Below are 26,625 nucleotides of genomic sequence, written 5' to 3'. Positions count from 1 at the left end.
TGTCTTGGCAGATTCTTGATTCAAGAACCATTAGTCTAAGAATAGGGAGTCTGACTCTGGCGTCTATCACAAGCCTAACCCGCTTCGGCGGGCTCCCCCCGTCTTTGGACGGATGTGGATAGTGGAAGTGAAAACCGTGCAGGCGGATTCCCACCGTGTTGTACCAGGTTCTTGGTACCACGTTCTGCCATTCAGGGATTTCTTTTTTTTCGGGGAGCATCCCATACATGGACAATATAATTCTCGTCGTTGCGCTTGCCGCCGGTTCCGGCATCGCGGCGTTTCTTATCGGCTGGTTTCTCAGTCGATCGATAACCAAAGAGCGCATTGCTGCTTCCCAGCAGGAAGCTGAACGTATCGTCGCCGACGCCCAAAAAGAGGCTGAGACGATGTACAAAGAAAAGATGCTCGAGCTTCGAGACGAGCAACTCCGCCAGCGCACCGCGCTCGAAAATGAAATCCGTGAGATAAGGGACGAACTCGCTCGGCACGAACGTTCTTTGAAAGACAAGGACGCCAATCTGCGGAACGTGCGCGACGAAACGGAACGCAAGCGTAAGGAAGTCGATCGTCTGCTCGGCCAGAATGCCCAGAAAGAGAAACGTGTCGCCGAGCTGGAAACCCAGCTCGAAGAGACTCTAAAGCACGCTCAGGCTGAATTGGAACGGGCTGCCGGATTATCGAAGGACGATGCGCTCGAACAGCTCAAAGAGTCGCTGCTGAGTGAGGCGCGTGCGGCCACGGCAGACCTGATTAAGAATATGCGCGATGAGGCCAAGGCAACTGCCAATCGTGAGGCCCGTGAGATAATCGTCTCCGCAATTCAGCGCTCCGCGGCGGACCACAGCGTCGAGAGCACGGTTTCCGTCGTCCACATTCCCAATGACGAGATTAAGGGCCGCATCATCGGCCGAGAAGGCCGCAATATCCGCGCTTTCGAACAGGCCACCGGCGTAGACATTATCGTGGACGATACTCCTGAAACCGTCGTAGTGTCCGGCTTCGATCCCTACCGCCGCGAAATCGCGCGTCTTGCGCTCGAACAACTCATGGCAGACGGCCGCATTCATCCCCAGCGTATCGAAGAATTGGTCAAGAAGATCGAAAAGGAGATGGATGAGAAGCTCATGCAGATTGGTGATGCCGCCTGCCTTGAGGCTGGCGTTACCGGATTGCATCGCGAGCTGATCAAGTTGGTCGGTCGTCTGAAATACCGCACGAGCTACGGCCAGAATATTCTGCATCACTCCATTGAGGTAGCGCACCTTTCTGCCTTAATGTGCGCGCAGCTCGGTTTCGACGCGAAGATGGGGCGCCGCGCAGGTCTGCTTCACGATATCGGCAAAGCGATCGATCGCTACACCGAAGGAACGCATGTCGAGATTGGAGTCGAGATTGCCAAGAAGTATCGTGAACCGAAAATCGTGATCAATACTATTGCCGCGCACCACAATGATACTGAGTTCATTTCTCCTATCGGTGTTTTGGTGCAGGCGGCGGACGCGATTTCCGGAGCACGTCCAGGGGCACGTCGTGAAACGCTGGAATTGTATGTGAAGCGGTTGCAGCAGCTCGAAGAAATCGCTTCCAGCTTCAAAGGCGTCCAAAAGACGTTTGCAATTCAAGCTGGCCGTGAAATCAGAATTATCGTTGAACCGCAAAAGGTCAGTGATGCATTGGCCGAAGCGCTCGCGGCAGATATTGCGAAGCGGGTTGAAGAGGAACTCGAGTATCCCGGACAAATCAAAGTCACCGTATTGAGGGAGTTTGTTGCCACCGGCGTTGCCAAGTAAGCCTGCGGGCGCCAGTCGTCTGCTATTCATCGGAGATGTGTATGGAGAGCCCGGTCAAAAGGCCGTCACAGCCTTGCTGCCCGGGCTCCTTCGTGAAGTCTCTTCAGATGTGTGTGTCGTCAATGCTGAGAACTCAGATGGCGGCAAAGGGCTTTCTCCGAGCATCATTCGCAAGCTGTTTGATGCCGGCGCCGATGTGCTGTCTGGCGGGAATCACACGCTCTATCGGGACAAGTCGCTTGCGGCAATCGCAGAGAACAGCCGCGTGCTGCGCCCGTTGAACTTCCCTGATGAGGCCCCGGGAAGGGGATCGGCGATTGTCGAAGTCTCCCCGCGCGTGAGGTGGGCGATTATCAATCTCATCGGCCGCGCGATGATGCTGCCCTCAGACGATCCGTTCAGACTTGGCAAACAGGCTGTGGAACAGTGTCGCGAACAGACTCTACTTGTTTTGGTGGATTTCCATGCCGAAGCGACTGCCGAGAAACTCGCCCTTGCGCGTTTTCTTGACGGCACAGTCACCGCGCTGATCGGAACTCATACGCATGTACAAACCGCAGACGAGCAGATTCTTTCCGGTGGTACCGCCTATCTTACCGATGCTGGCATGACAGGTCCTCATAATGGAGTAATCGGTATGGACACGGCCAGCGCGCTGCATCGCTTCCTGCACCCGATGGCAGGCGGGCGTTCTGGCGTGGCGGACGGCGATATCATTTTGCACGGTGTGCTTGTGGATGCAGACATAACGAGCGGGAAGGCGTTGGGAATTCATCGACTGAAACGCCCGCTGGCATGAAAGAGATTCGCACGGTTATTGGTCAGGCATGGCTGGGTGGATCGCAAACCGAGCCAGTCCGCGTGCGTATTGAAAGAGAGAGAATCGCGTCCGTGGAACGAGGGTTGTTTCAGGATAGCTCGCCTGACACTTTCAGACTCGAACCGCAGCAGGTCCTATTGCCCGGGTTTCATGACGCCCACCTGCATCTGCTGACCGGTGGATTGCAGCTTGCGCAAATTGACTTCACCGGCGCCACTACAGTTGACCAGGTCTTGGGAAGAGTTTCGGATTTCCTGTCGCACCGTAAACCGGGCCGTGGCGAATGGATACTCGGTTTTGGTCTTGAGCAGACGGAAGTGAGTGTCACTCGACTGGACTTTGATCGCGTTTCTCCTGATGTGCCGCTCTTTGTTTGGACGCATGATCTGCACTCAGCGGTTGTGAACTCGAAGGCCCTTATTGTTGCGAAAATAGATGGCTCGGTAAAGAACGCGGACGGCGCGGTCTTCGAGCGCGGCGCTGACGGAAAGCTGAACGGCGTGCTGCGTGAGTCCGCTGCATACCGTGTATGTGATTACATTCCTGAACCAGATCACATCCAATGCCGCGAGGCATTCTTGCGCGCACAATCGCTTGCGCATTCTTATGGAGTGACAGCGGCGAGTGCCAGCGTACGTCCGGGATTACTTCCGCACTACCTCGACCTTGCGGATTCAGTTGATCAGTCTATTCGACTTAACATCTGGAAAGTTACGAACGACTTTGACTTTGAATCTGATCGATTTGAACCGCGAAAATCAGCGATGTTTCGCTATGCTTGCTTCAAAGGATTTACGGACGGTGCGCTCGGGTCTCGCACGGCCTCATTCTGGCAGCCCTACGCCGACGATGCGTCGACAACCGGCTCACTGCTGGTCCGTGAGGGAGTTTTAGCGAGGTTCATCCGCGCCGCCCATCGCGAAGGGTACCAAATCGCGATGCATGCGATCGGTGATCGCGCAAACAGCGTCGTGCTTGACGCGATTGAGATGGCTACATCAAACGGAATTGGACCGGAACTTCGTCCGCGGATTGAACATTGTCAACATCTCCGCGATCGGGATATGCCGCGTTTCTCAAAACTCGGAGTGATCGCTTCAATGCAGCCTGTTCACTGCACGGCGGACATGAGTTTCGTTCCGCGCAGATTGGGCGAAGAGAGAGAGAAGGGTTCTTACGCGTGGAAAAGCCTGCTTGATGCGGGGGCAATGCTTGCGTTCGGTAGCGACTGGCCTATCGAATCGATGAACCCGATGGAGGGTGTTCATGCGGCCGTCACGCGGACGAGAGCGGATGGCTCGCCCGCCGGAGGTTGGAATTCGCAGGAGTGTATTTCGGTTGAAGAAGCGTTGTGCGCGTACACCAAAGGTGCGGCCTACGCTGCGGGGTGGGAAAAAGAAACAGGCGAAATTGCGGAAGGAAAGCTTGCGGACCTATGCGTGCTGAACCGTGATCCTTTCATGTGTCCTCCGGCAGAGTTGCATGACCTTAAGGTCGTACGAACGCTTGTCGGCGGAAAGACTGTGTTTTCGCACGAGTCTGATTAGCCGTTGTTCTCTTTCATCCACTGGATGAAGTCAGCCAAGCCGTCATCGAACTTGACGTCGTGACGAAAACCAAGTTCACGCTCAGCGAGGGTTGTGTCGGCAAAAGTTTGAAATACATCGCCGGGCTGTTTCGGAAGATGTTCAATCTTGAGAGGGCCGACTCCCTTTTCGATTCCCGCCAGCAACTCGCGAAGTTCGACGGGTGAGCTTGACCCCAAGTTAAAGATTCCGTAGCGGCCTGATTCGGCATGTACCCAGTTCAGCGATCCATGAATGCCGCCAACGATATCTTTGACATGGGTATAGTCGCGGCGGGATGTGCCGTCACCGAACACCGGAATGGATTCTCCGTGAAGTGCCTTATGGACGAACTTGCGTATGGCCAGGTCCGGCCGCTGCCGAGGTCCGTAGACGGTAAAGAAGCGCAGACACGCAATCGAGAAGCCGTAGAGATGCGAATAGACGTGAGAAATCACTTCTCCTGCCTTCTTGGTCGATCCGTAGGGACTTAACGGCCTGTCGGTATTGTCCGTTTCGCGAAAAGGCCCACCGTCGCGATCTCCGTAGACGGATGAACTTGATGCGAACACAACTTTGGTGACGTGCTGTTTTCTGCATAGCTCGAGCAGCTGCACGGTCGCGTCCACGTTCACTTGAGCGTACAGTTCGGGTTGCTCAAGGGACGGCCTAACCCCTGCGCGCGCGGCGAGATGCACGATCGCGTCCGGCTTGGATTCCGCAAAAGTGCGCTCAAGCAGTTCTCTGTCCCGTATGTCGCCCTCCACAAACCTAAAGTTCTGGGACTTCAGGGATCTGCTTAGATTCGCTTCCTTGAGAATACGAGGATAGTACGGGTCGAAGTTGTCGTAGCCGATGACCGTATGGCCACTGTCAAGCAGAGACTCCGTCAGGTGTGACCCGATGAAACCGGCCGCGCCGGTAATGAGTATCTTATTCATAAGTTTGGTTTGCCCCATTCTGTGCAAGGCCGGGGCCAGTCAAGATAGGGGAATTTTGATAACTTTTGCAACTGACCCGACCTGTCCTCTTTCATTCTTTATTAAATATTTGATATATATAAGTTTAATGCAGATGTCAGCAGTCTCTTGAGCGCACTTCCAACTTGACTATTTGCCGTGCAGAGTGTATGTTTATGTTCTTGCTTAAGCAGGCGGATGCCTGTCAGATTCCGGCGGAGTAGCTCAGTTGGTTAGAGCACGGGAATCATAATCCTGGTGTCGGGGGTTCGAGTCCCTCCTCCGCTACGCACTCATTCAGCCGCCGGCACTTTTTCCGGCGGCTGTTTTGCTTCGCACTGTGGCCAGATTCCAGAAGTCTTATCACAAACTTGGATGACAAAATGAAACTCGGTGAGTGGCCAAAACTGGTTTGCGTCGAATGCGGCGCGGGAGAGCTATCGCCCTCGGAAGATAGCTATGCTTGCCTGACGTGCGGTGCTCGCTTCCCGTTGCATTCCCCTTCAAAAACACCCGTTCTTGTGAGTAGCCGTTCACCCTTGGACATTCGGGAAATCCTCAGTCACACTGTGGCCAGCGAACAGCTTGATCTGCGGGTCGCAATGGCACATTGGAAGACAGGTGCGCTGCGTGACTTGTTGAACCAGTCGAAAGGCAAGACGGTTCTGAATTTCGGCAGCGGTGATGGCGGAGACCGTGCCTTTCTCGAACAGGCGGGCTACAAACTGGTGAGTTTTGACATTTACCCGGGTCCCTACACCGACGTGGTTTGTGACGGGCATGAACTTCCGTTTGCAGACAATCAGTTTGATCTTGTGGTCACAACTTCAGTGTTCGAGCATCTCTACAACCCGTTTCAGGCGGCCAAGGAAATCGCCAGAGTATTGAAGCCCGGTGGCACACTCATCGGCTCTGCGGCATTTCTTGAAGCTTATCACGCGAATTCCTATTTCCACATGAGTCACCTCGGTCTGACTGAGATCTTCAGCAGAGCAGGGCTGACAGGAATCGAGATCTTTCCGGGCTGGTCGTTTGTCGAATCACTGAACGGCAGATTCTGGCTCTGGAACAACTTTTCGAAGATTAACCGTCTGACGAGACCGTGGCGACGCTTTCGCTATCTCGTAGGCATGGCCCTTTGGAAGTTCGCTTACAGTTTGAAAGGCAGAGCCGTTCCCGACCGAGTTCGCTTGGGCTTTTGCGGTTCGTTGGTATTCAAGGCGGTAAAACCCGGTGCTGTCTGATATCGAACAGAGATTATCGGTTGTTCGATCGGAGCAAAGGCTCCTCTTGGCCGTATCGGGAGGGGGGGATTCCCTTGCGATGCTCCGATGGTTTTGCACTCAAAGCCATTGGAAGAGTCGCATCGTCGCCGCACACGTGCATCACGGACTTCGCGATGATGCAAATGCTGTGGCCGATTTGGTCCGTCGACAAACTCAGCTTCTGGGGGTTCCACTGGTTCTGGAGCACGTCGACGTCCCTTCTGAATTGGCTCGAAAGCCGGCCTCAATCGAAGCCGTGGCCCGCCGCCTGCGCTATGAGGCGCTGGAGCGACTGCGCAAGACGTCGGTGTGTGAGTGGATTATTACCGCCCATACGCGCGATGACGACGCTGAGACTGTGCTCATGAAGCTGCAACTTTCCTCCTCATGGTTCGAGTGCACGGGGATTCCGGCAATGAGGGACAGAATCCTGCGACCGTTTCTTGGAGTCTCAAGAGCTGAGCTTCGCAGCTTGTTGTCCGCTGACGATTTGATTGACGACGACCCCATGAACACAGATACCCGTCATCGTCGGGTGATTGCCCGTCAGACATTACAAGGATTGGCCGATTTGCAACCTGGGATTGTAGAACTGCTTGCGGACCATGGTGGTCGAGTTCGCAAGGTCTGCGATTTAACTGCAAGTCTTGTAAAATCACATAGAAAGAATCTTCAAAAGGCAATTTGTGGTCGCGTCCAGAGTGTTGAGAAATTGCCGAAAAACCTGTATCTTGAAGGTTTAGATTTCGTATGGGTGGAGTCTGCACTTCAACAAACAACTGGCCACTCTGATTTTCGGCTCGCAGCACCCCAGAGGAGGCAGGTCAATCAGTTTGTGCGCGGTCGCGCTCCCGAAGCTTCCTTAGAACTGCCTTTCGGATACACCTTGTGCCGAGGCGGGGGAACGTGTTGGATTTCAGGCGAAAAGTCTCCTCCCTGGCAGGCGCGGGCGGATTGGGACGAAAAGCAGCTATGCCTCATCCAAGTACCAAGTGCCGTGAAGTCAGTTTCAAACGGAGTGATGCTGCTGGATCCCCAGTCTCTTGAAGGTTCGCTGCATGTGCGGACGTGGGAGGCTGGCGAGCGATTTCGGCCGCTCAACAGGAAGACAAGAAAGATTTCGGACTGGCTTCATGACATCGGAATTCATCCGGCGTATCGTCGAGAGTGGCCGGTTATCGCGGATGACAATGGGGTTGTCGCGGTTCCCGGTCTTGGTACCAGCGGCCGAGTTACTCCGTGTCGCGCCGGCGAGCCGACACTGAAGATTTGCTGGCATGCGCAAAGTACTTCTTGATGCACACATATCCTGAGCATATCATTTTAGGCGAGCCGCCGCGCCGCTTTTCACGTTTGTTAAGCCGCGCGGAGATCGAACGCGCCGTCGTGCGTGCGGGTGAAGAGATCGGATACAGATTCGAAGGCGAACAACCCGTCTTCATAGGTGTTTTAACCGGTTGTTTCATGTTCATGGCGGACATTGTTCGCGCGGCTGGACTGTCTTGTACTATCGATTTCATCAAGTTGTCAAGTTACGGGGACGGCATGGAGTCGGGAAGAGTCAGATTGATCAAAGATATTGACTGCGACATCCGTGACCGTCACGTTATCGTCGTCGATGACATTGTTGATACCGGCAATTCATGGGACTTCCTGAAGCGATTTCTGATGGTGCGCAATCCCAAGAGCCTGAGCATGGCGGCTTGTTTCCGCAAACCCAAATCAGTCAGAGCCGGTGTCGATGTTGATTTTGTTGCAGTCGACTTGCCGGACAAATTCGTGATTGGGTATGGGCTGGACTACGCCGGCACGGGACGTCACCTGCCCGACCTGTACATCTTGGATGAAATCGAATCACCATGAGCGACAATCAATCCCCTAATCCGAATCAGCGCGGGCGCGGCCCGAACGATGACGAACCGCGCGTTGAATGGCGCAAAGTGTCGCGGTTTCTCTATCTTCTGTTGCTCGTCCTGCTCGCCACTGTTGTCGTCGCACAACTTGTGACGCAGCGCACAGCCGAACAGGTGTTGACCTATTCCGCGTTCGAGCAGGCGATCGAGGACGGCAGGGTTCAGTCGGGGATTGTTCGGGATCAGAGCTTTCACGGCAAAATGAAGGACGGCGCGAAGTTCGTCGTCACGCTGCCACCGACCATAGACAGCGCGCTGATGCAGCGCTGGAAAGACGCTGGAATTGAACTCGATTTCAAAATCAAGCGTCCTGACTTAGGGCAGTATTTGCTCGGACTGTTACCGTGGCTGCTGCTGCTGGGTTTCGGGATCATCTTGATTCGCCGCATGTCCAACATGGGACCGCGCGGCCTATTCCAGTTTGGCAAGAGCAAAGCGAAGGTCTACTCTGAAGCGAGCACAAAGGTGACCTTTGCCGATGTCGCGGGAGCTGATGAAGCAAAGGAAGAGCTGCACGAGATTATTGACTTCCTGCGCGAACCGAAGAAGTTCGTTCGTGTGGGTGGAAAGATTCCGCGCGGTGTTTTGCTGCTCGGACCGCCGGGAACGGGAAAGACGCTGCTTGCCAAAGCGGTCGCCGGGGAAGCCGGAGTGCCGTTCTTCTCGATTAGCGGTGCCGAGTTTGTCGAGATGTTTGTTGGTGTTGGCGCCAGCCGTGTCCGTGACTTGTTCGAGACGGGCAAGAAGAATGCACCCTGCATCATCTTCATCGATGAGATTGATGCGGTGGGTCGCCACCGCGGAGCAGGACTTGGAGGCGGGCACGATGAGCGTGAACAGACGTTAAACCAGTTGCTGATCGAGATGGACGGATTTGAGGAGAACGACGGAGTTATCCTCGTGGCCGCGACGAATAGACCGGACATTCTCGACCCGGCTCTCTTGCGTCCCGGCAGATTCGACCGTCAGATCGTCGTGGACCGGCCGGACGTGCGAGGACGTATCGGTATCCTGCAGGTGCACTCCAAAAACAAACCGCTCGCCGATGACGTGAATCTGGAGATAATCGCCAAGAGCACACCGGGAATGGCCGGCGCCGAACTGGCAAACTTAATGAACGAAGCAGCTTTGCTCGCCGCAAGGCGTGACAGCGATCGCGTGACGATGGAAGATGTCGAGGCGGCAAAGGACAAAGTGATGATGGGGATTGAGCGACGTTCGGTTGTGATTCCTGAGCACGAGCGCCGAGTCACGGCGTATCACGAAGCAGGGCACGTGCTTGTCGCACTTTTTACGCCTGATGTCGATCCGGTGCACAAGGTAACGATTATTCCGCGGGGACAGGCACTTGGGCTTACGCATTTCGTCCCGCTCGATGACAAGCGAAGCTATTCACGCAAGTATCTTGAAGGTCAATTGTCCACGCTGCTTGGAGGACGCGTCGCCGAGGAAATCGTGTTCAACGAAGTGACAAGCGGTGCGGCCAATGATCTGAAGCGCTCGACCGAAATCGCCAAGACGATGGTCACGCGCTGGGGGATGAGCGAAAAGCTCGGTCCCATCACCTACGGCCAGCAGCACGAAGAGGTGTTTCTTGGCAGGGACTATACTTCCAATCAGGATTACAGCGACGAGACGGCGCATGCAATTGATCAGGCCGTCCGCGAGCTGGTCGAAGGAGCGGAGGAGCGCTCTCGCAGTATTCTGACGAGAGAGCGTGCTCGTTTGGATAAACTCGCGGAGACCTTAGTCGAGCGTGAATCGCTGACTGGTGAAGAGATACACGATTTGCTTGGTCTGCCGGTATACAACGGCAAAGCGCCAGAGGCCGTAAAGTAGTGGAGCGGAACGAAGAACAGAAACTGCGCGAAATGATTCGCAAGGAACTCGAAGCTCGTGAAGAGCTTCGTTCCAAAGAGCGCGTCGGGGAGTCTGCCGAAACCGCACTTAGTTTTGCCGAACGCCAGCGCATCATTGACGATGAGATTCGCAGATTTTATGAATCCAAAGGCAAATACCGTCGCTACGAGAATGAAGACGGAGAAGTTGAGTGGCTGACCGATGCGGAAATCGCGGAACGCGAACGGCAGATTCCCGTCGATGTTGAAGAGCTTGAAGCGGGGCAGCGAAAAGTCCGAAACTATTTCCTGATCAGCACGATTCTGGTGTTTGTCGTTGGCACTTTGTTGTTCCTCTTGCTTCGACAGCAGCATGGAAGTGTTCAAATTCTGTCAAATGTCGCAGGTGCGACAATCTACTTGAATGGGCAGGCAACGGAGTTCAAAACGGATCATGTCCTGCGTAACTTGTCGCCGGGACCGCACCTGATCAGTGTTGCGAAATCCGGTTATGGCGTAGTCGGCGAATCGACGCGGAAAATCGAAGTTCGTGCAGGCAAAGAGGAGATTGTCACGTTCAATCTTGAACCAAACCAGCGGAAAAATGGACAAGGCCAGAATTGAAGCTGCCGTCCGCGAGATTTTGGTCGCGATCGGAGAAAACCCGGATCGTGCTGGCTTGAAAGACACACCGAAGCGGGTGGCTTCGATGTTCGAAGAGGTCTTCTCAGGTATCGGTTCCAATCCGGCAGAAACGATTTCGCTTTATCCTGCCGAGAATGCGACGGAGATGATCATTCATCGGGATATTCCGTTTTACTCGATGTGTGAACACCACCTCCTGCCGTTCTGGGGATTTGTTTCAATCGCGTACATTCCCTCTAACGAGCAAGTTACAGGGTTTTCCGCCTTGGCGCGGGTGGTTCGTGTTCTGGCACAGCGGCCTCAGCTTCAGGAAAGCATGACCACAGCCATCGCGGATACACTAATGGAGAAGCTGAAACCTATGGGCGCATTCGTCGTCATTCGAGCGCAGCACCTGTGCCTGATGATGCGCGGAGAGCGGGTTCACGGAAGCTGGACGGTGACGTCCGCCGTGCGCGGAGCATTGTCCAAGCAGGCAACGCGGATGGAAGCTCTAATGCTCATGGATGGCCGGACCTAAGACCCGCGCCTTTCGGCACCGCCGTGGCAGTCTTGAGCTTGGTGCGCATACGCACCTGATGGGAATCGTGAATGTCACACCGGATTCCTTCTCTGACGGCGGAAAGTTTCTGCAGGCAGAAGCCGCATTTCAGCATGCGTTGCGGCTCGCCGCGGAAGGTGCACGAATCATTGACCTCGGCGCGGAATCCACACGCCCGGGCAGTCTTGGCACTTCGGATGAGATTCAACTGGAGCGCTTGCTGCCTGTGCTTGATCTGTTACACGGACAGACGAATAGTATTATTTCCATAGACACGAAATCCGCGAAGGTTGCACGCGAGTGTTTGGTGGCCGGTGCGGATATGATAAATGACGTGTCCGGCTTGGCGGAAGACGATGCGATTGCAGAAGTGTGCTCCGAGTTTGGCGCCGGGTTGGTTCTGATGCATATGCGCGGGCAGCCCCAAAACATGCAATCCGACCTGAGTTACCAAGATGTTCTGGGAGAAGTTCGGGAGTTTCTGGCCGACGCGGTCGAGCGTGCTGTGAGTCGCGGCGTTGCGCGCGAGAGCATTCTGGTCGACCCCGGACTCGGTTTTGGTAAGAGCTTTGAGCAGAATCACTTGTTGCTCGGAAACCTCGGAGACCTTCAATTACTTGCCGCAGGTGTGCTGATCGGACCGTCGCGCAAAGCGTTCACGGGCGAGTTCTCGAATCGTGCTCCCGACAAAAGGCAATTCTCAACGGCCGCAGCCGTTGCCATCGCGGCGCTGCACGGAGCAGACGTGATTCGAGTCCACGACGTTGCGGAAATGAGGGAAGTGGTTCAATTGTGCGACCGCTTCATGGATGTCAACGATGTCCGACCAGATTAGTCTCAAGATTGCCGAGCTGACCGCCGATCATTTGCACCACGTGCTTGCGATTGAGCGTGAGGCCTTTCGCGATCCGTGGTCACTGTCCGCTTTCCGGAATTTCATTGTGCTTTACCGCACAAGCTGGGTTGCTCTGAATGAAGGGCAAATTGCCGGATACATCGTCACACAGTGGGTGCTTGACGAGGTTCACATTCTGAATGTCGCGGTGGACAAGACCGTGCGCCGAAAGGGAATCGCGTCGGCGTTGCTCGACTTCCTGTTTGAGCGGGCCGCCAAACAGAAGATGTCTGATGTTTACCTTGAAGTCCGCGAATCGAATGAAGCTGCGCGGGCTTTGTATGGCCGCTACGGATTTGCCGAACTCGGTATTCGCAAGAGTTACTATCATGATGGCGAGAATGCGCTGGTGATGCGCCGGCGAGTTCGAAAGAGTGATCGTCCCGATGAAGCGTAAGGAGTCTGAAAATGGCGCTTGAGTGGTTTCGCAGGGAAAAGGGTCCGATCGTTCCCGGACAAAAGAAGACGACGCAGGATTCGCTGTGGGTGAAATGCGAGAGCTGCGGCGAAATCGTCTTCAAGCGTGAGCTTGAAAAACTACAGCTCGTTTGTCCTAAGTGCTCGTTCCACTTCGCCATGCCGGCGGAGTCCTACATCGCACTGCTCGCCGACGAAGGCACCTGGCAGGAGAGCGATCACACGCTGCATCCGCAGGATCCTCTGCAATTCAAAGACTCCAAGAAATACAGCGAACGCGTCACAGCATCCATCAAAGCGACTGGGAAGTATGATGCGATCACGATCGGATCCTGCTCGCTGAGCGGATTTCCCGTGGAGCTTGGGATCATGGAATTCGCCTTCATGGGAGGCAGTGTCGGCAGCGTAGTGGGCGAGAAGATCGCTCGCGCTGTGGATCGCGCGATAGCCGAACGACGTGCTCTGATTCTTGTCTCTCGCTCAGGCGGCATGCGGATGCAGGAGGGGATGATCTCCCTCATGCAAATGGCGAAGACCAGCGTGAAACTGACGCAACTTGGCGACGCGGGGCTTCCGTATATTTCCGTGATCACGAATCCGACAACTGGTGGGACAACCGCCAGCTTCTCCATGCTGGGCGACATAATCATTGCGGAGCCTGGCGCGCTCATCGGATTTGCCGGTCCGAGAGTCATCAAGCAAACCATCGGGCAGGACCTGCCGCCCGGTTTTCAACGAAGCGAGTTCTTACTCGAAAAGGGTTTCCTCGACAGAATTGTGAATCGACAGGCTCTAAAACCAACTATCGCGCTGGTTCTCAAGGCATTCATGCATGCGGAAGCCGCCCACACGTGATCATCTTGATTTCGAATGACGACGGCATTCAATCCGGCGGTCTGCACGCGCTTGTGCGGGCCGTCGCTGACTTAGGGCAGGTTTGGGTCGTCGCTCCGGATCGCGAGCAATCCGCAGTCGGGCACTCCATTACAATTTCCGAGCCGATTCGCTATGTTGATTTTGAGTTGGAAGGAGCCTTTAGGACGTTCGCCGTCAACGGAAGCCCGGCAGATTGCGTGAAACTTGCGCTCTCTGAACTCTTGCCGGAATCTCCGGCCTTGGTACTTTCAGGCATCAATCGCGGTGAGAATACGGGGATATCCGTTATATACTCGGGGACGGTTTCTGCTGCAACGGAAGGTGCAATCAACGGTATACCTGCGGCGGCGATCTCAGTGGACTCGTTTACGCCCACTGACTACCAAGCCTCCGCCACGATCGCCAAAAGAACTGCGGAACTCATTTTGTCGAAGGGACTTCCTGAAGGAACGTTGTTGAATGTCAATGTTCCCGCTCTCCCGCTGAATGAGATCATGGGCACACGTGTTGTTCGGCAAGGTAAAGGGAGGTTCAAAGAGACTTTCTTGAAGAGGAATGACCAGCGCGGACGCATCTATTATTGGATGGACGGACACAAGCTACCTTTACAGGAGACGGATACCGACGGTATTGCCATTGCGCAGGGATATGTCGCAATCACGCCGATTCACTTCGATTTGACACACCATGAGTTTCTTCCGGAACTTTCGTGCTGGGCGAACGAGTATAATAAGATTATCCCATGAAGCACGCTGAGCGCATCGCGATCCTCGATTTTGGAGGTCAGACCACACAATTGATAGCGCGCCGTCTCCGCGAGCAGGGGGTATACTGCGAAATCCTCCCGTTCAACGCGTCGCCAGACGAAATTGCGACACCTGAGACCAAGGGCATCGTCTTTTCCGGTGGACCCGCCAGTGTTCATGCTCCGGGTTCGCCGCATCCCACTAAAGAAGTTTATAACTTGAAGCTGCCCATTTTCGGAATTTGCTACGGCATGCAGCTACTCGGAGAACACTTTGGGAGTCCTGTTGTCAAAGGAAGCTCCGGTGAATTCGGTCCGGCTTTGGTAGAGTTCACTGAACAGTCACGCTGGCTTCGCGATGTAGAGCTGCCTATGAAGGTGTGGATGAGTCACGGTGACCACATCGAAGAAGTTCGCGGCCCGCTGCAATTGGCGGGCAAGAGCGAAGGAGGATTGGTTGCGGCGGTGCGGATGAACGATGACTCGGCTTTCGGAGTCCAGTTTCATCCCGAAGTCACGCACACGCCCGATGGCGGCAAGCTGTTGCGCAATTTTGCCTACGATGTTTGCGGCTGTCTGGGTGGATGGAGCATGGAATCGTTCATTGATGATGCGGTCGCCGAGATTCGGTCTGTCGTAGGAACTCGGAAAGTCCTTTGCGCACTTTCCGGAGGTCTGGATTCTGCTGTTACAGCGATGCTGCTAAATCGCGCGATTCCCGGTCAGGTGCTGTGCTTTTATGTGGACACTGGGCTTGGCCGATTGGGAGAGCGCGAGCAGATCGAAGCCACATTTCGCAGTCATGGTCATCTTGCTCTGGAGGTGATTGATGCGTCGGACCGCTTCTTTGGAGCTTTAGCCGGAATCACAGAACCTGAGCTGAAACGCAAGACGATAGGACGGCTGTTCATTGACGTGTTTCAAGAGGAGGCGGCGCGCCATCCAGAAGTGGATTTCCTTGCCCAAGGGACACTATATCCTGACGTGATTGAGAGTGTCTCTGTCAAAGGGCCGTCGGCCACCATCAAATCGCATCACAATGTCGGAGGGCTGCCGGATACTTTGCGGCTGAGATTGATTGAGCCGTTGCGCGAATTGTTCAAGGATGAAGCTCGCAAACTTGGTGAACTTCTCGGATTACCCAGAGCCATTACGCACAGACATCCGTTTCCCGGGCCTGGTCTTGCAGTTAGAGTTTTGGGTGAAGTGACACGCGAGCGCTGCGATATCTTGCGCGAAGCAGATGCCATTTTCATGCACGAGCTGCGCACGGCGGACTGGTACGATAAAACCCGTCAGGCTTTTGCTGTGTTGCTGCCGGTCAAGACCGTGGGTGTAATGGGCGACGAACGCACATATGAGAACGTGTGTGTCCTGCGAGCGGTCAACACGGATGACTTTATGACTGCGGACTTCACGCGTCTTCCCTACGAGTTACTTGGTCGAGCGTCTTCGCGAATTATCAACGAAGTGCGCGGCATCAACCGTGTCGCTTATGACGTCAGTACGAAACCTCCGGCAACTGTGGAGTGGGAATAGAGAAACTTGCGCTCGTGTCTTGATCTGTAGAAACTCGAAGACGCAGGAGTTATCAATTTATGTGTGGAATAATCGGATATTGCGGTCCTCGCGACGTCGTGCCTTTGCTCATCGCCGGGCTTAAACGCATGGAGTATCGCGGCTACGACTCGGCGGGAATTGCCGTCAATGACGGGTCATTGCGCATTGTCAAGGATGCCGGTAAAGTCTCAAACTTGGAACAACTCGTACGTGACGCGGCTGTCAAAGGGCACAGCGGTATCGGACACACACGCTGGGCCACGCACGGGGCACCCAACCAAGTCAACGCTCATCCGCACACGGACGAATCCGCCTCCATTGCGCTTGCGCACAATGGTATCATTGAGAACTACTCTTCTCTTCGGCAGGAGTTGATTCGGAGTGGCCATGCGTTTGCCAGTGACACGGATACGGAAACGATTGCGCATCTGATTGAAGAGCTTTACGAGGGGGATTTTCCGCGCGCCGTGCAAAAGGCTTTGCGACTGATTCGGGGAACCTACGGGCTTGCGATTGTCAGCCGCCACCATCCCGGAATGGTAATCGCCGCGCGGATGGGCTCGCCGATGGTGATCGGTCACGGTCACGGTGAGAATTTTGTCGCGTCCGACCCTGCGGCTTTCCTAAGCATGACTCGCGAAGCGACGTATCTGGAAGACGGCGAGATTGCCGTGCTGACACCAGACAAAGTCGAGTATCGCACGTTGTCCGATGAGCCAATCGACAAGAAGCTCGAGCAGATTACATATGATATCGCGGCCATCGAAAAAGGCGGTTTTGCGCATTTTATGCTCAAGGAAATTTGCGAGCAGCCGCAAACTGTGGCAGACTCCATGCGTGGCCGACTCTTGATAGAAGAAGGTGCCGTCAAGTTTGGTGGAATGGCCCAAGCGAAAGAGATACTTAGTGAAGCAAAGCGAGTTATCTTTCTTGGATGCGGGACCAGCTGGCATGCCGGTTTGGTTGGCGAGTATCTCTTCGAAGAACTTGCAGGCATCCCTGTAGAAGTCGAGTACTCGTCTGAGTTCCGCTATCGCTCGCCGATTCTGGAGCCGGGAACGATCGTGTTTGCGATTTCTCAATCCGGTGAAACCGCGGATACCCTTGCCGCGATTCGGGAGGCAAAGCGGCACGGCGCTCCGGTATTCGGAATTTGTAACGTTGTGGGATCAGCGATCGCGCGTGAAACGGATGCCGGAGTGTTTCTTCATGCCGGCCCTGAAATTGGCGTCGCTTCGACGAAAGCGTTTACGTCGCAGATTACGGTGCTATTCATGCTCGCCCTGCAAATGGGCCGGAGTCGACGCGTCGGAGCGGGCCGTGGACGCGAACTTGTGCAGCAATTGAAGGACATTCCGCAGAAGATTTCACGGATACTGGCCTCGCGCGAAAAGATTGAAACCATTGCGCACCGTTACCGCGACAGCAATAATTTTCTTTACCTCGGTCGCGGCTTGAACTTTCCAGTTGCGTTAGAGGGTGCTCTGAAACTCAAGGAAATCTCCTACGTCCACGCAGAGGGCTACCCCGCCGCCGAGATGAAGCACGGCCCCATCGCCCTCATTGATCGCGATATGCCGGTTGTGTTCATTGCGACGCACGACGGAACATACGAAAAAGTCATTTCCAATATTGAGGAAGTGCGCGCACGTGGCGGACGGGTTCTGGCCATCGCGACAGAAGGCGATACGGAGATCGTCAAGCGGGTGGATGAAGTCGTCTATGTCCCGGAGACTGACGCGCTTCTCACACCGCTCCTGACAGTCGTGCCGCTGCAATTGCTGGCCTACTACATGGCAGTGCATCGGGGCTGCGACGTAGATCAACCGCGAAACCTTGCGAAAAGCGTCACGGTGGAATAAGTGAGACTGCTGCTCGCCATTCTGGTATTTTCATTCGGGGCGTTTGCGTCGCAGTCGGCGGATCTCAAGCGAGCGCTGACTCAGTTTGAGGCCGGAGAGTTTGCCGCGGCTCGCAAGTCCACTCAGGATATTCTGCTGTCCGGGTGTGGTGAAGAGTTGGAAGCTTCGCTGTATCTGCTTGCGCGGATTGATCTGGCGCTGAAGGAACCGGAGTCCGCGCAGAGAGGGGCGGAGCGCATCATTCGCGCCTTTCCGCAAGGAGTATATTACCCGTTCGCAAGGTTTACACTGGCGGAGGCGCTATTCCTGTCGGGAGACGTGGAACGAAGCCGGCGAGAATTGCAGTGGTGCGCCGACAGTTCGGGCGACTCCAGACTCAGAGAGCGAGCCGCCGAGATTCTTGCCGAACACGCGAGTTTTGCGCAAGCTGAGTATCTGTTTCCAACGGATAATGTTGCACGACGGAGTGAAACTTATGGGAGCGAGCACCGTCCGCATGTTCTGCTTCTGCTGGCTTTCCCCGATGCAAATGATCCTGCACCGCGCCAGCTCGAGGAAGCGTTCAAGTTTGCGGCACGGGTGAACAATACATTTGAGACGCACGTCAGGGCCGCAGGTTCCGCGTATCGCACGGTTCAGCTGCTTGATTCTGTGGCGAAGCGCGAAGTAGATTTGATTGTTTTCGCGGGTGACGAGGGATCCGCCACCGCTTTGGCACTGGCCAATGAAGAATACGGCCTTCCGATTCTGAAGATAACCAGCACACCGCATTCACTTGCGCTTTTGTGCGAAGGGATGGTAGAGTTTCTTTCGAGTCATGAGACGATTGCGGCGAATTCGGCGAAGTATGTTGTGCACGAGTTGGGAATTAGACACGCGATTATGCTGACTCCTGATAGCGATATGGGCAAGGCGAACCGTGAAGGGTTCAGAAGAGGGTCAGATAGCGGTCTGGAGTTAGATGCGGATCTTAGTTATCCTGCGGAAACAAAGACTTTGCGACGGGAGCTACATGACGTCTTTTCCGCACCGGACCGGCTTGCCCGTGGTGGCAGCATGGTGGATGCCTTGTTAAGCCGTGAAGAGCGTGAAAGGCTCTTCGGTGATCAGCGTGCGGGTGAAGTCAGTGTTCAAGCTACTACTGTGGAATTCAGTGACAGCGGCAACACCGGACCCAACGAAGCCTTTTTCTTTTCGCTTTCCAGTGACCAGATCAATAACTATTGTTCGCAGCTTGGAAACTTGCCTCGCAGCACAGTTCTTGTCGGAAACAGTTCGTGGCTGGATGAGCGCGCGTTAACCGCGCAGTCGCACATCACGGACGGCATGCTGATAGGTGCGCCGCTGCTGCCGGAAGCCGATGTTCGGACCGAGTTATTGGCGGACTACGAAGCACACAACTCACTTGATGCGACAGTCTGGGAGCTTCTGGGCCTGGATGCAGCTCAATTCGTCAGCGCGGTTTATGCGAAGCAAAAGTCTTCCGGCGGGGATTTTGTGCAAGCTGCGCGCGAAGTCGGAGAGTTTCGCGGCGCGTCCGTGCGGGCGGAGATCGGAGCAAACGGAGAGAATCAACGCTCTCGGATTCTTACCTTTGACGGTCAAGACCTGACCGTGGTCAAATAGTGCAGCTCTGGGAAGCGATTGTGCTGGGGATAGTGCAGGGACTCACCGAGTTTCTGCCGGTATCCAGTTCTGGTCATCTTGTTGTCACGCAAAATGTGCTCGGCTTGCGAGAGCCACAGCTGACTTTTGACATTATGGTTCATCTCGGGACGCTGGCTGCGGTCCTGATCTATTATCGAAAGCGACTCTTTGAGATAATCGCAAATCTGTTCGGGGCGAAACGCGGCGAGGCATTCCGCGTTGTAATGTTGCTCGTCATCGCGACGCTTCCCGCCGTTGTATTTGGGCTTGCCTTCAAGGACGCGATTGAACATGTGTTTGGAAGTCCATTCTTTGTTGCTCTGATGTGGATGGCCTTCGGCCTCCTGGCTATCGTCAGCGCACGCTGGACGACAGGAACGCGATCTTTTGAGAGTATGGGTTACGGCGAGGCGCTGTTCATCGGTTGTGCTCAGGCGATTGCAATTCTGCCGGGCGTGTCTCGTTCCGGATCAACGATCATCGCCGGCATGATTCGCAAAGTGCGACCCGCCTCCGCAGCCGATTTCTCATTTCTCATGGCGATTCCGGCAATCGCCGGTGCAGCTGTCCTTCATCTGAAGGACACTTCTATGTCGGGTGTGTTTACGGATCCGGTCATGCTCGCCGGCGGGGCAAGCGCATTCCTTGTAGGATATGCCGCGATTGCTTGGCTATTGCGACTGCTCGGGCGAGGAATAATTCGACCTTTTGGTATCTACTGTGTTGTTGTCTCGGTCATCACGCTTGTTCTGCTTTTTGTGACCGGTAATTGATTGAGGATGAAGACTGTGAAAAAGTTTGGACAGACGGTGCCGGTGATTGGAATATCTCCGGGCTATGCGGGACCCGACTTGAAGCGAAACTTCGCTCCGGCGGGCCGCATTATTTTCAGTGATTTGAACTACGTTGAAGGGGTGGCCAAGGCAGGTGGTTTGCCGCTCCTGATCGGATATACAAGTGAGCGCGATCAATTGGAACGGTATGCAGATCACCTTGATGGTGTGGTACTGATCGGCGGCGTGGATATCCATCCGTCACGATACGGGCAGGAACCTGAGGCTACCGAACAGGTTCCCGTGCCGGAACGTGATGAGTTTGAGCTGCGGTTTCTTGAGGTGTTTTGGGAGCGAGAGAAGCCGATCTTTGCGATTTGTCGCGGCTTTCAACTTGTGAACATCGCCTTCGGTGGTTCGCTTGTGCAGGATATACCGTCGCACATCGGACCGGTGCATCACCTGCAAACACCCGGTTCTACCAGCATAGCTCATTCGGTTCGCCTCGAAGAAGGTTCGCTTCTGCATAGTATTCTCGGTGAGACCTCGATTGACGTGAATAGCTTTCACCATCAAACTGTTGAGAAACTCGGTCAGGGCCTGAGAGCTGTCGGGTGGTCTGAAGAGGGACTAATCGAAGTCTTTGAGCACGAGACGCATCCTTACCTGCTTTCTGTTCAATGGCACCCTGAACGCATGCGCGACTCGGAACAGCAAGAGTCATTATTCCAACATTTCGTCAGTGCATGTGCGCGTGAGCAGTGTGAAGTGGTTAGCTGACTCCATCCCGACGTTTCGCCGTCTTGCCAAGGCGGTCGAAGAAGGGCATTCGTTCCCTGTGGTGCTGCTTGGGGGGACAGAGGAATTCTTGCTAAGTGAGGCGAAAGACCTTGTGTGCAGGCACCTCTTGCGTGAGGCGAGCGCGGATTTTGACTATTTTGAGGCGGAGGCTGCGGCGCTCGATTCGAAAGATCTGAATTCGCAACTGTCTGCGCTCCCGATGTTCGGGAAGCGGAGAGTCGTTGTTCTTGTCGATCCGGACGGTTTGAAGAGGCAGCGTGAATCGGCGGACAATGAGGCAAAACAGCAGTTGCTTAAGCGGTATGTTGCGAGTCCTTCACCGACGAGCAGTCTGATTCTGATTCAGCCGTTGGAGCGCAAGCCCGGGAAGTTTGAATTGGAAAGATTGCAGGCGGATGCGAATAGTTATTGGTTCTTTGAATTGCGGAGTGATGAACTTGCCAAGTTTGTTCGCAACTTTGTGGCGTCTGCCGGCAAATCGATCGCCGGACCCGCAGTAGATTACTTGATCGAGAACTCATTGGCTCAGCTGCGCGACCTTAAAGCAAAGCTTGAACATCTCATTTTGTTCGCGGGGGAGGCTGCTGAGATCACGCCGGAGATGGCTATGAGGGTAACCGGAGTTACAGCGGAGGTGGAGATTTTCGGGTTTGAGGACGCATTATTGGAGGGAAATGCCTCTCGAGTTTTGGCCGATGCTCGTGAATTAATGGACAAAGGGATGGCACCGTTGGAATTGCTGGGTCGGTTACGATTGTTGACTCAAAAAGTCTGGTTATGCGGTGGGATGGCCGCGCGCAGGCTGCCAGATGATGACTTCAAGCGATTGCTTGGCGGCCAAGTGTTTAAGAAAAATAGTTTTATACAAGCGTCTCGTCGAATCGGGGACGCTCGAATGCAAGAGTTGATGTTGAATTTGCTTCAAATCGAATTGCACCTGAAGTCAAAGTCGTCTGATGTTAGGTCTTTAATCTTGGAATGGTTATGGAATGCGTGTTCTCAAAAAAGTTCGGGAACACTTGGAACCAAGGTCAATCAGCAGGAGTTTGTCAAGTAAGCGATGGACAACAAGCCGTTCGCAGCACATACCGACGAAGAGCTGATCGCCGCGTTCCAAGATGAGAACCAGGCTGCCTTCGATGAGATAGTTCGTCGCTATCGAGATCCGCTCTATAACTTTGTGGTCCGGCTGTTAGGGGATACACTCTTCAGCGAGGACATTGTTCAAGAGACCTTTGTCAGGGTCTACCGGAACAAGCACCGGTATCATCAGGTGGCCAAATTTTCCACGTGGATCTATACGATCGCGTCGAATCTTGCCAAGACCGAATTGCGGCGGCGCAAAGTGCGGAATTTCTTTTCCATCAGTTCCAAGGGCAATGATGAGCGTGACTACGACATCATTGATCAGCATGCGGACGTAGAGAGGGACGTGGACGGCAAAGTGCGCACGGAGATAATCCTGCGGGCGATCGAGAAACTGCCGTACCACTTCAAGGAAGCCGTCTTGCTCAGAGACGTGCAGGATCTGTCCTACGAAGAGATATCAGATGTACTTAAAGTGCCGTTGGGCACCGTTAAATCACGGGTCAATAGAGGGAGAACCCGCTTGCAAGAAGCTTTAAAGTTTTTGGAGAATGAGGAGTCAGATCGTGGTTAGTCCCGACAACAACAACACGACCAACGATTGGGGAAGCGTCGAGCCGGACATGACGGCTGCACATGCGCGAGTCCGGTCGGCGTTGAAAACTCTACCTAAAGCAACTTGTCCGGTTGGATTCGAATTTCGACTGGAACGCAAATTGGCAGGCAAGCCGGTCGGAGAGACCCCCAAGAGTTGGAGCATGGGTTGGCTGGGAGCGGGAGTGGGATTCGCAACCGCGATGGTATTGGCGGTGTTCGTGTTCGATTTCGGCGGAACCACAATCAGCCCTGCAGGTATGGTGCCTACGGCCACGAAGTCCGGTTCAGCAGTTGAGCAGCCTGCGACCATTACGCCGACGACTGAGCAGCCGATGAACATGGCTCAAGAGAAAGCCACCCCAAAGGAATCAGAGCAGCTTGCGGCTACGCCTGACAGTATGAAGGATAAGACGAAGCCGGGAACGTTGCCTGATGGAAATTATCAGGTGGTGAATAAGCCGGGCGGGGGAAGATAGCCTAAGTAGCAAAGGGTTCGGATGGACAAAGCGGCCTCAGCAGAGATGTTGGGGTCGCTTTTATTTGGGTGCTGGGATCAGAAGCCCTTACCAATGTGATGCTAATATAATACAAAATTTACGAAAAGTCAAGACTTTTTCGATAAAATGTTGTAAACGTTTGGGCAAATTGAAGATAGGGTGACAGCCGGGTAGAATCGAAAAACCTTTACAAGATGCCCTGAAAACGGTTCGTGGTTACAAGGGCAACTTGCGCCTAAATCACAGCTTCCCGACCAATTGACAAACCTCGGATTCGTGTCTATATTCAATTCATATGCTTGGACTATTAGGTTCCGTCTTATAAGCGAGAATAGTCATGAAATCTATCCGGCTCTTTATCAAATCACTATGTTTCCTCTTTGTTTTGAGTCTGATGTTCGGGTGTGACGGCAGCGACTCGGACGATGACTCTAACGGAGGTAACCCACAAGCCTGTCTCTTGCACGGACATGTCAGTGACGCAGTTAGTGGCAGCGCACTTCCGAACATACATGTTCGCTTGCTTTCCAACGGTCAACTGTACGCCGACCAGTTCACGACGCAAAGCGGAGACTACTCATTTGCGAATGTGCCATTCGGTGCTTATAGTCTCCACTTTGAGGGTCAACAATGGGATGCTGCAACGGCGCTGCTTGGCCTGAACACGAGCGACTACACCCACAATGTGCAGTTGACAGAAAGGTTTCCGCGCATTCTTGAAGCTCACGGACACGTGGACACACCGGGCGGAGTCACGCACTATTTGTTCTACGACGTGCGGGTTTACGATGCGGTGGGTATCAGTACGGTTACAGCTCACCTCAGCGATAACTCCGGCCAGAACACGGTCACAATTGACTTGAGCGATTCGGATCAGGACGGTGATTTGGAAGGTGAGCATTGGAACACTGCCGGTATCAACTTCAGCTACTCGTTCGGTATCCGTGCTGTAGACACAGACGGGAATCTCGCCGAAGAGTTCTTCTCTTTTGAATGAGGGGGACTGCACAAGGCGAACATGTCATTGGTCCGGCTTAGTTCTTCCTTAGGGTCCAAAGTAGCGGGAACCGGAGGGAGCTGTGGTGCGTTAGCTTGACAAGCAGGAGGAAATGCGTTATATTCCCTCTTGTTGAAAACCCTGAAGGAAACAATAAATGGCTAAGAAACAGACCTTTACTGACAAGCTCTCGAAGAAGAAGAGCTCCGGTGCGGCGCACTGCCCGGTATGTGACGACATCCTCCACCCAGTTCGCGTGCGCGAATTCTCGACCGAAGGAGGTCGCCGCCGCCAGACGACCAAGATGGTCAAGATTTGCAAGTGCAATCAAAACGAGGTGTACGGTTAAGCCGCAGGCCAAGTTAGTCGTCGCCACGCGCAACGCGGATAAGTTCCGCGAGATTCAGGAGAAGCTGTCGGACCTGCCGATTCAGCTCCTGAGCCTCGCGGAATTCTCTTCTCTGCCTGCGACAGACGAAGACGCACCGGATTTGCTGGGCAACGCCATCAAGAAAGCACGTGAAGCCCACGACGGAACGGGGTTGTGGGCAATGGCCGACGACACGGGGTTGGAAGTTGACGCGCTGGGCGGTGCGCCGGGAGTGTTTACGGCGCGGTTTGCGGGTGAGAATGCGACGTACACCGAGAACTGTGCAAAGATGCTGCGCGTGATGAGTGAAGTTCCGCAAGAAGAACGCGGCGCACACTTCAAAACAGTTATTGCCTTGAAGTCCGCCGACACGCTGCATTGCGTTGAAGGTGTTTTGCCGGGGAGAATTGCTTCTGCTAAGCGCGGGGACAAAGGGTTTGGATATGACCCGATTTTTGAGCTTGCGGACGGCAGAACGCTTGCGGAGCTTGAGCTTGCCGAAAAAAACCGCCTGTCGCATCGCGGACAAGCGGTTGAGAAAGTGAAGAAGCTGCTATCGTGGCTGCTGGAGAATCAGCCTTGAAAAGCGAACGGGTTTATTGAAGGGTTTGATCCCCGCAGGCCAGAACGTATCCGCTCGTGAAGCGGATTTTGTGTCTCAGAAACTTACCATTGTTTCGATGCGAACGGTGCGATACTTTTCCCCGTTGGCATAGCTTACACGGTGGTCATAAACGAGGTTGACGTTTTCTGCGAGCGCGAAGAAGACTTTGCCGCCGAAGACAGTGCCATCGTAGGGCTTTTCAAAGAACTTCTCGCGGTTCGGTTGAAAGTAGTAGGCCGCGAGTTTCTTCAAACGACTTAGGTTGGGCGGGGTGAAGGCCGCTTCGCCGTACAATGTTTTGCCGCTTGGATAGTTGGGGCCGTGCATGTCAATCGCCCACGCATAGAGATATCCGAGATCTGTCAAGGACAAGGTTATGTCGCTGTAGAACCCTTCGGCTTTGCCGAGACCTTTCAGCCGCGACTCTTTCGTGCGATACGTGGTGTCGCCGACGACTTGCGTGCGCTCAAGTTCATAGGCAAAATCAAAGTAGTTTCCGATGAATTCTTTTTCATAGCGGCGATACTCGAGGCCGATCTCAAGGGGCTTGAAGACAGTTCGCACGCCCGGAAAAGCCCAGCCCCAACCGTAGTCATGAACCTGCGCGGCCTGCGCGTAACCCCAAAGCGAAAAACCTTTGGACTTGGCCAAAGGAAAACCCACGTCCAGTCCGGTGAGCATGACTTCATCTGTGCGATCACGATAGTCCCGCGGCAGGCGGTAGATATTCGGCAGATGTCCCCATTCGATGAGCTGATCGATCTCCTCGGGTTCCAGCAGATTGAATAGTTCTTCAACTCTGCGGCGATCGTCAATGTCTCTGAAGAGATCCAGACGGTTGGGGACGCCGTCATCGTCCGAATCGTTGAGTCCGTTGAACTGATTTCCGTCCATGCCGAAAGTGGCACCGAAGACTGGACTGAGCTTGATCGGCGGCCGTAGGGCAATTCTCCCTGCTAAGACACCCGGGCCGTCGAGTTCACGAACATTGTTCGTCATGCCCTGATAGCTTATCAGGCCTTTCTTGCCATACTCTCCTTCCACATACACGCCAACGCGCTTGATCTCGGGATACTGAATCGTATTCGCGTAGCGGTGCATGACCATGCCGTAACCGAGCGTGACGTTGTCCAGCGCGCCGACACGCATGTAGAGCGGATCGCCGGGTGCTCCATAGCGGATGTAGTATATCTTCTCGACCGCATCGAGCGGCTCATCCCATTCGTCTTCCTTGAGATTGCCTTCTTCATCCACTCGCAGAGTCAGGTCAAGGCCGAGTCCCCATTTGCCCAGAGGAATGTCAGGCCGCAACCCAAACTGTTGATACAGTTTGCCGTTGATAATGACCATGCCGATCGTGCCGTTCCAGCGAATACGGCGACCGCCGGAGTCACTGGGTCGGAAGGGGGGATCAAAGGCCGGGTCGAGCGCTTCCTGCGGGGAAGCCGGGCAAGCCAGCAGCAGAGCGCACAGCATTAAGAGGACTCGGGTGAACGGGGCCATAATGCTGGTTAAGTTACGTAAATTGGTGAGGTTTGTCAAGTCTTAAGCTGTGAGAA

The 26,625-nt window shown here is 54.4% G+C and carries 25 protein-coding genes and 1 tRNA gene; 24 read left to right on the top strand and 2 right to left on the bottom strand.

Going from position 1 to position 26,625, the window contains the following annotated elements; genetic code table 11:
- Positions 1 to 227: 227 nt before the first annotated feature.
- From rny to KJZ99_01895, 3 genes are read left to right on the top strand one after another with little or no spacing between them, the layout of a single operon-like run.
- Positions 228 to 1,793, top strand: coding sequence for a ribonuclease Y (gene rny / locus KJZ99_01905; GenBank protein ID MCL4304649.1), 1,566 nt, complete (start codon positions 228 to 230; stop codon positions 1,791 to 1,793).
- The gene (locus KJZ99_01900) at positions 1,768 to 2,592 is read left to right on the top strand and encodes a YmdB family metallophosphoesterase (GenBank protein MCL4304648.1); all 825 of its coding nucleotides are present in this window, start codon (positions 1,768 to 1,770) and stop codon (positions 2,590 to 2,592) included. The genes rny and KJZ99_01900 overlap by 26 nt, the downstream gene beginning before the upstream one ends.
- Entirely contained in the window at positions 2,589 to 4,160 is a 1,572-nt protein-coding gene (locus KJZ99_01895; protein ID MCL4304647.1) for an amidohydrolase, read from the top strand. The genes KJZ99_01900 and KJZ99_01895 overlap by 4 nt, the downstream gene beginning before the upstream one ends.
- Here the strand turns inward: KJZ99_01895 and KJZ99_01890 are convergent.
- Positions 4,157 to 5,119: a GDP-mannose 4,6-dehydratase gene (locus tag KJZ99_01890; protein ID MCL4304646.1), complete on the bottom strand. Its 963-nt coding sequence runs from the start codon at positions 5,117 to 5,119 to the stop codon at positions 4,157 to 4,159. The genes KJZ99_01895 and KJZ99_01890 overlap by 4 nt on opposite strands.
- Positions 5,120 to 5,351: 232 nt before the next feature.
- Here KJZ99_01890 and KJZ99_01885 point away from each other — a divergent pair.
- The 21 genes from KJZ99_01885 to rdgB all read left to right on the top strand — a co-directional run bounded on the left by KJZ99_01885 (position 5,352) and on the right by rdgB (position 25,045).
- A tRNA-Met gene (locus tag KJZ99_01885) sits at positions 5,352 to 5,425 on the top strand.
- 314 nt (positions 5,426 to 5,739) lie between these two features.
- The gene (locus tag KJZ99_01880) at positions 5,740 to 6,381 is read left to right on the top strand and encodes a methyltransferase domain-containing protein (protein ID MCL4304645.1); all 642 of its coding nucleotides are present in this window, start codon (positions 5,740 to 5,742) and stop codon (positions 6,379 to 6,381) included.
- Between the two features lie 46 nt (positions 6,382 to 6,427).
- Positions 6,428 to 7,699: a tRNA lysidine(34) synthetase TilS gene (tilS, locus tag KJZ99_01875; GenBank protein MCL4304644.1), complete on the top strand. Its 1,272-nt coding sequence runs from the start codon at positions 6,428 to 6,430 to the stop codon at positions 7,697 to 7,699.
- Positions 7,696 to 8,265, top strand: a complete 570-nt coding sequence (hpt, locus tag KJZ99_01870; protein MCL4304643.1) for a hypoxanthine phosphoribosyltransferase — start codon at positions 7,696 to 7,698, stop codon at positions 8,263 to 8,265. Before tilS ends, hpt begins: the two co-directional genes overlap by 4 nt.
- Positions 8,262 to 10,154: an ATP-dependent zinc metalloprotease FtsH gene (gene ftsH / locus KJZ99_01865; GenBank protein MCL4304642.1), complete on the top strand. Its 1,893-nt coding sequence runs from the start codon at positions 8,262 to 8,264 to the stop codon at positions 10,152 to 10,154. The genes hpt and ftsH overlap by 4 nt, the downstream gene beginning before the upstream one ends.
- A complete protein-coding gene (locus tag KJZ99_01860; protein MCL4304641.1) occupies positions 10,154 to 10,777 on the top strand; it encodes a PEGA domain-containing protein in 624 nt (207 codons plus the stop codon). Before ftsH ends, KJZ99_01860 begins: the two co-directional genes overlap by 1 nt.
- Positions 10,758 to 11,318 carry a GTP cyclohydrolase I FolE gene (gene folE / locus KJZ99_01855; protein ID MCL4304640.1) on the top strand — a complete coding sequence of 187 codons (561 nt, stop codon included), beginning with the start codon at positions 10,758 to 10,760 and terminating at the stop codon, positions 11,316 to 11,318. The genes KJZ99_01860 and folE overlap by 20 nt, the downstream gene beginning before the upstream one ends.
- Positions 11,305 to 12,174, top strand: coding sequence for a dihydropteroate synthase (folP, locus tag KJZ99_01850; GenBank protein MCL4304639.1), 870 nt, complete (start codon positions 11,305 to 11,307; stop codon positions 12,172 to 12,174). The genes folE and folP overlap by 14 nt, the downstream gene beginning before the upstream one ends.
- Positions 12,158 to 12,631 (top strand): ribosomal protein S18-alanine N-acetyltransferase, encoded by a 474-nt coding sequence (gene rimI, locus KJZ99_01845; protein MCL4304638.1) that lies wholly within the window; start codon positions 12,158 to 12,160, stop codon positions 12,629 to 12,631. Before folP ends, rimI begins: the two co-directional genes overlap by 17 nt.
- Positions 12,632 to 12,642: 11 nt before the next feature.
- Positions 12,643 to 13,506, top strand: a complete 864-nt coding sequence (gene accD / locus KJZ99_01840) for an acetyl-CoA carboxylase, carboxyltransferase subunit beta (protein MCL4304637.1) — start codon at positions 12,643 to 12,645, stop codon at positions 13,504 to 13,506.
- Positions 13,503 to 14,273: a 5'/3'-nucleotidase SurE gene (gene surE / locus KJZ99_01835; GenBank protein ID MCL4304636.1), complete on the top strand. Its 771-nt coding sequence runs from the start codon at positions 13,503 to 13,505 to the stop codon at positions 14,271 to 14,273. Before accD ends, surE begins: the two co-directional genes overlap by 4 nt.
- Positions 14,270 to 15,811, top strand: a complete 1,542-nt coding sequence (gene guaA, locus KJZ99_01830; protein MCL4304635.1) for a glutamine-hydrolyzing GMP synthase — start codon at positions 14,270 to 14,272, stop codon at positions 15,809 to 15,811. Before surE ends, guaA begins: the two co-directional genes overlap by 4 nt.
- A 59-nt stretch (positions 15,812 to 15,870) precedes the next feature.
- Positions 15,871 to 17,694 carry a glutamine--fructose-6-phosphate transaminase (isomerizing) gene (gene glmS, locus KJZ99_01825; protein MCL4304634.1) on the top strand — a complete coding sequence of 608 codons (1,824 nt, stop codon included), beginning with the start codon at positions 15,871 to 15,873 and terminating at the stop codon, positions 17,692 to 17,694.
- Positions 17,695 to 19,320, top strand: coding sequence for a hypothetical protein (locus KJZ99_01820; protein ID MCL4304633.1), 1,626 nt, complete (start codon positions 17,695 to 17,697; stop codon positions 19,318 to 19,320).
- Positions 19,320 to 20,114 carry an undecaprenyl-diphosphatase UppP gene (uppP, locus tag KJZ99_01815; GenBank protein MCL4304632.1) on the top strand — a complete coding sequence of 265 codons (795 nt, stop codon included), beginning with the start codon at positions 19,320 to 19,322 and terminating at the stop codon, positions 20,112 to 20,114. The genes KJZ99_01820 and uppP overlap by 1 nt, the downstream gene beginning before the upstream one ends.
- 15 nt (positions 20,115 to 20,129) lie before the next feature.
- On the top strand, positions 20,130 to 20,894 hold the full coding sequence (locus KJZ99_01810; GenBank protein ID MCL4304631.1) for a gamma-glutamyl-gamma-aminobutyrate hydrolase family protein: 765 nt from the start codon (positions 20,130 to 20,132) through the stop codon (positions 20,892 to 20,894).
- Positions 20,869 to 21,972: a DNA polymerase III subunit delta gene (holA, locus tag KJZ99_01805; GenBank protein MCL4304630.1), complete on the top strand. Its 1,104-nt coding sequence runs from the start codon at positions 20,869 to 20,871 to the stop codon at positions 21,970 to 21,972. The genes KJZ99_01810 and holA overlap by 26 nt, the downstream gene beginning before the upstream one ends.
- Before the next feature lie 3 nt (positions 21,973 to 21,975).
- Entirely contained in the window at positions 21,976 to 22,575 is a 600-nt protein-coding gene (locus tag KJZ99_01800) for a sigma-70 family RNA polymerase sigma factor (protein ID MCL4304629.1), read from the top strand.
- Positions 22,568 to 23,074, top strand: coding sequence for a hypothetical protein (locus KJZ99_01795; protein ID MCL4304628.1), 507 nt, complete (start codon positions 22,568 to 22,570; stop codon positions 23,072 to 23,074). Before KJZ99_01800 ends, KJZ99_01795 begins: the two co-directional genes overlap by 8 nt.
- A 358-nt stretch (positions 23,075 to 23,432) precedes the next feature.
- A complete protein-coding gene (locus KJZ99_01790; GenBank protein ID MCL4304627.1) occupies positions 23,433 to 24,092 on the top strand; it encodes a carboxypeptidase regulatory-like domain-containing protein in 660 nt (219 codons plus the stop codon).
- 326 nt (positions 24,093 to 24,418) lie between these two features.
- Entirely contained in the window at positions 24,419 to 25,045 is a 627-nt protein-coding gene (gene rdgB / locus KJZ99_01785) for an RdgB/HAM1 family non-canonical purine NTP pyrophosphatase (GenBank protein MCL4304626.1), read from the top strand.
- A gap of 75 nt (positions 25,046 to 25,120) precedes the next feature.
- On the opposite strand, the gene KJZ99_01780 is transcribed toward rdgB, so the two are convergent.
- Positions 25,121 to 26,542: a hypothetical protein gene (locus KJZ99_01780; protein MCL4304625.1), complete on the bottom strand. Its 1,422-nt coding sequence runs from the start codon at positions 26,540 to 26,542 to the stop codon at positions 25,121 to 25,123.
- Positions 26,543 to 26,625: the final 83 nt, after the last annotated feature.

It is taken from the genome of bacterium, from assembly GCA_023382385.1.
Classification (GTDB): Bacteria; Electryoneota; RPQS01; order RPQS01; family RPQS01; genus JABWCQ01.
This window is presented reverse-complemented; position numbering and strand designations above follow the sequence as displayed.

What these genes read in the sequence shown, in the direction of transcription:
- KJZ99_01790 (MCL4304627.1), top strand. Translation starts at nt 23,433, where the DNA reads ATGAAATCTATCCGGCTCTTTATCAAATCACTATGTTTCCTCTTTGTT.
- KJZ99_01890 (MCL4304646.1), bottom strand. Translation starts at nt 5,119, where the DNA reads ATGAATAAGATACTCATTACCGGCGCGGCCGGTTTCATCGGGTCACAC.
- accD (MCL4304637.1), top strand. Translation starts at nt 12,643, where the DNA reads ATGGCGCTTGAGTGGTTTCGCAGGGAAAAGGGTCCGATCGTTCCCGGA.
- KJZ99_01895 (MCL4304647.1), top strand. Translation starts at nt 2,589, where the DNA reads ATGAAAGAGATTCGCACGGTTATTGGTCAGGCATGGCTGGGTGGATCG.
- folE (MCL4304640.1), top strand. Translation starts at nt 10,758, where the DNA reads ATGGACAAGGCCAGAATTGAAGCTGCCGTCCGCGAGATTTTGGTCGCG.
- KJZ99_01800 (MCL4304629.1), top strand. Translation starts at nt 21,976, where the DNA reads ATGGACAACAAGCCGTTCGCAGCACATACCGACGAAGAGCTGATCGCC.
- guaA (MCL4304635.1), top strand. Translation starts at nt 14,270, where the DNA reads ATGAAGCACGCTGAGCGCATCGCGATCCTCGATTTTGGAGGTCAGACC.
- glmS (MCL4304634.1), top strand. Translation starts at nt 15,871, where the DNA reads ATGTGTGGAATAATCGGATATTGCGGTCCTCGCGACGTCGTGCCTTTG.
- ftsH (MCL4304642.1), top strand. Translation starts at nt 8,262, where the DNA reads ATGAGCGACAATCAATCCCCTAATCCGAATCAGCGCGGGCGCGGCCCG.
- rimI (MCL4304638.1), top strand. Translation starts at nt 12,158, where the DNA reads ATGTCCGACCAGATTAGTCTCAAGATTGCCGAGCTGACCGCCGATCAT.
- KJZ99_01880 (MCL4304645.1), top strand. Translation starts at nt 5,740, where the DNA reads ATGGCACATTGGAAGACAGGTGCGCTGCGTGACTTGTTGAACCAGTCG.
- folP (MCL4304639.1), top strand. Translation starts at nt 11,305, where the DNA reads ATGGCCGGACCTAAGACCCGCGCCTTTCGGCACCGCCGTGGCAGTCTT.
- KJZ99_01780 (MCL4304625.1), bottom strand. Translation starts at nt 26,542, where the DNA reads ATGCTGTGCGCTCTGCTGCTGGCTTGCCCGGCTTCCCCGCAGGAAGCG.
- rny (MCL4304649.1), top strand. Translation starts at nt 228, where the DNA reads ATGGACAATATAATTCTCGTCGTTGCGCTTGCCGCCGGTTCCGGCATC.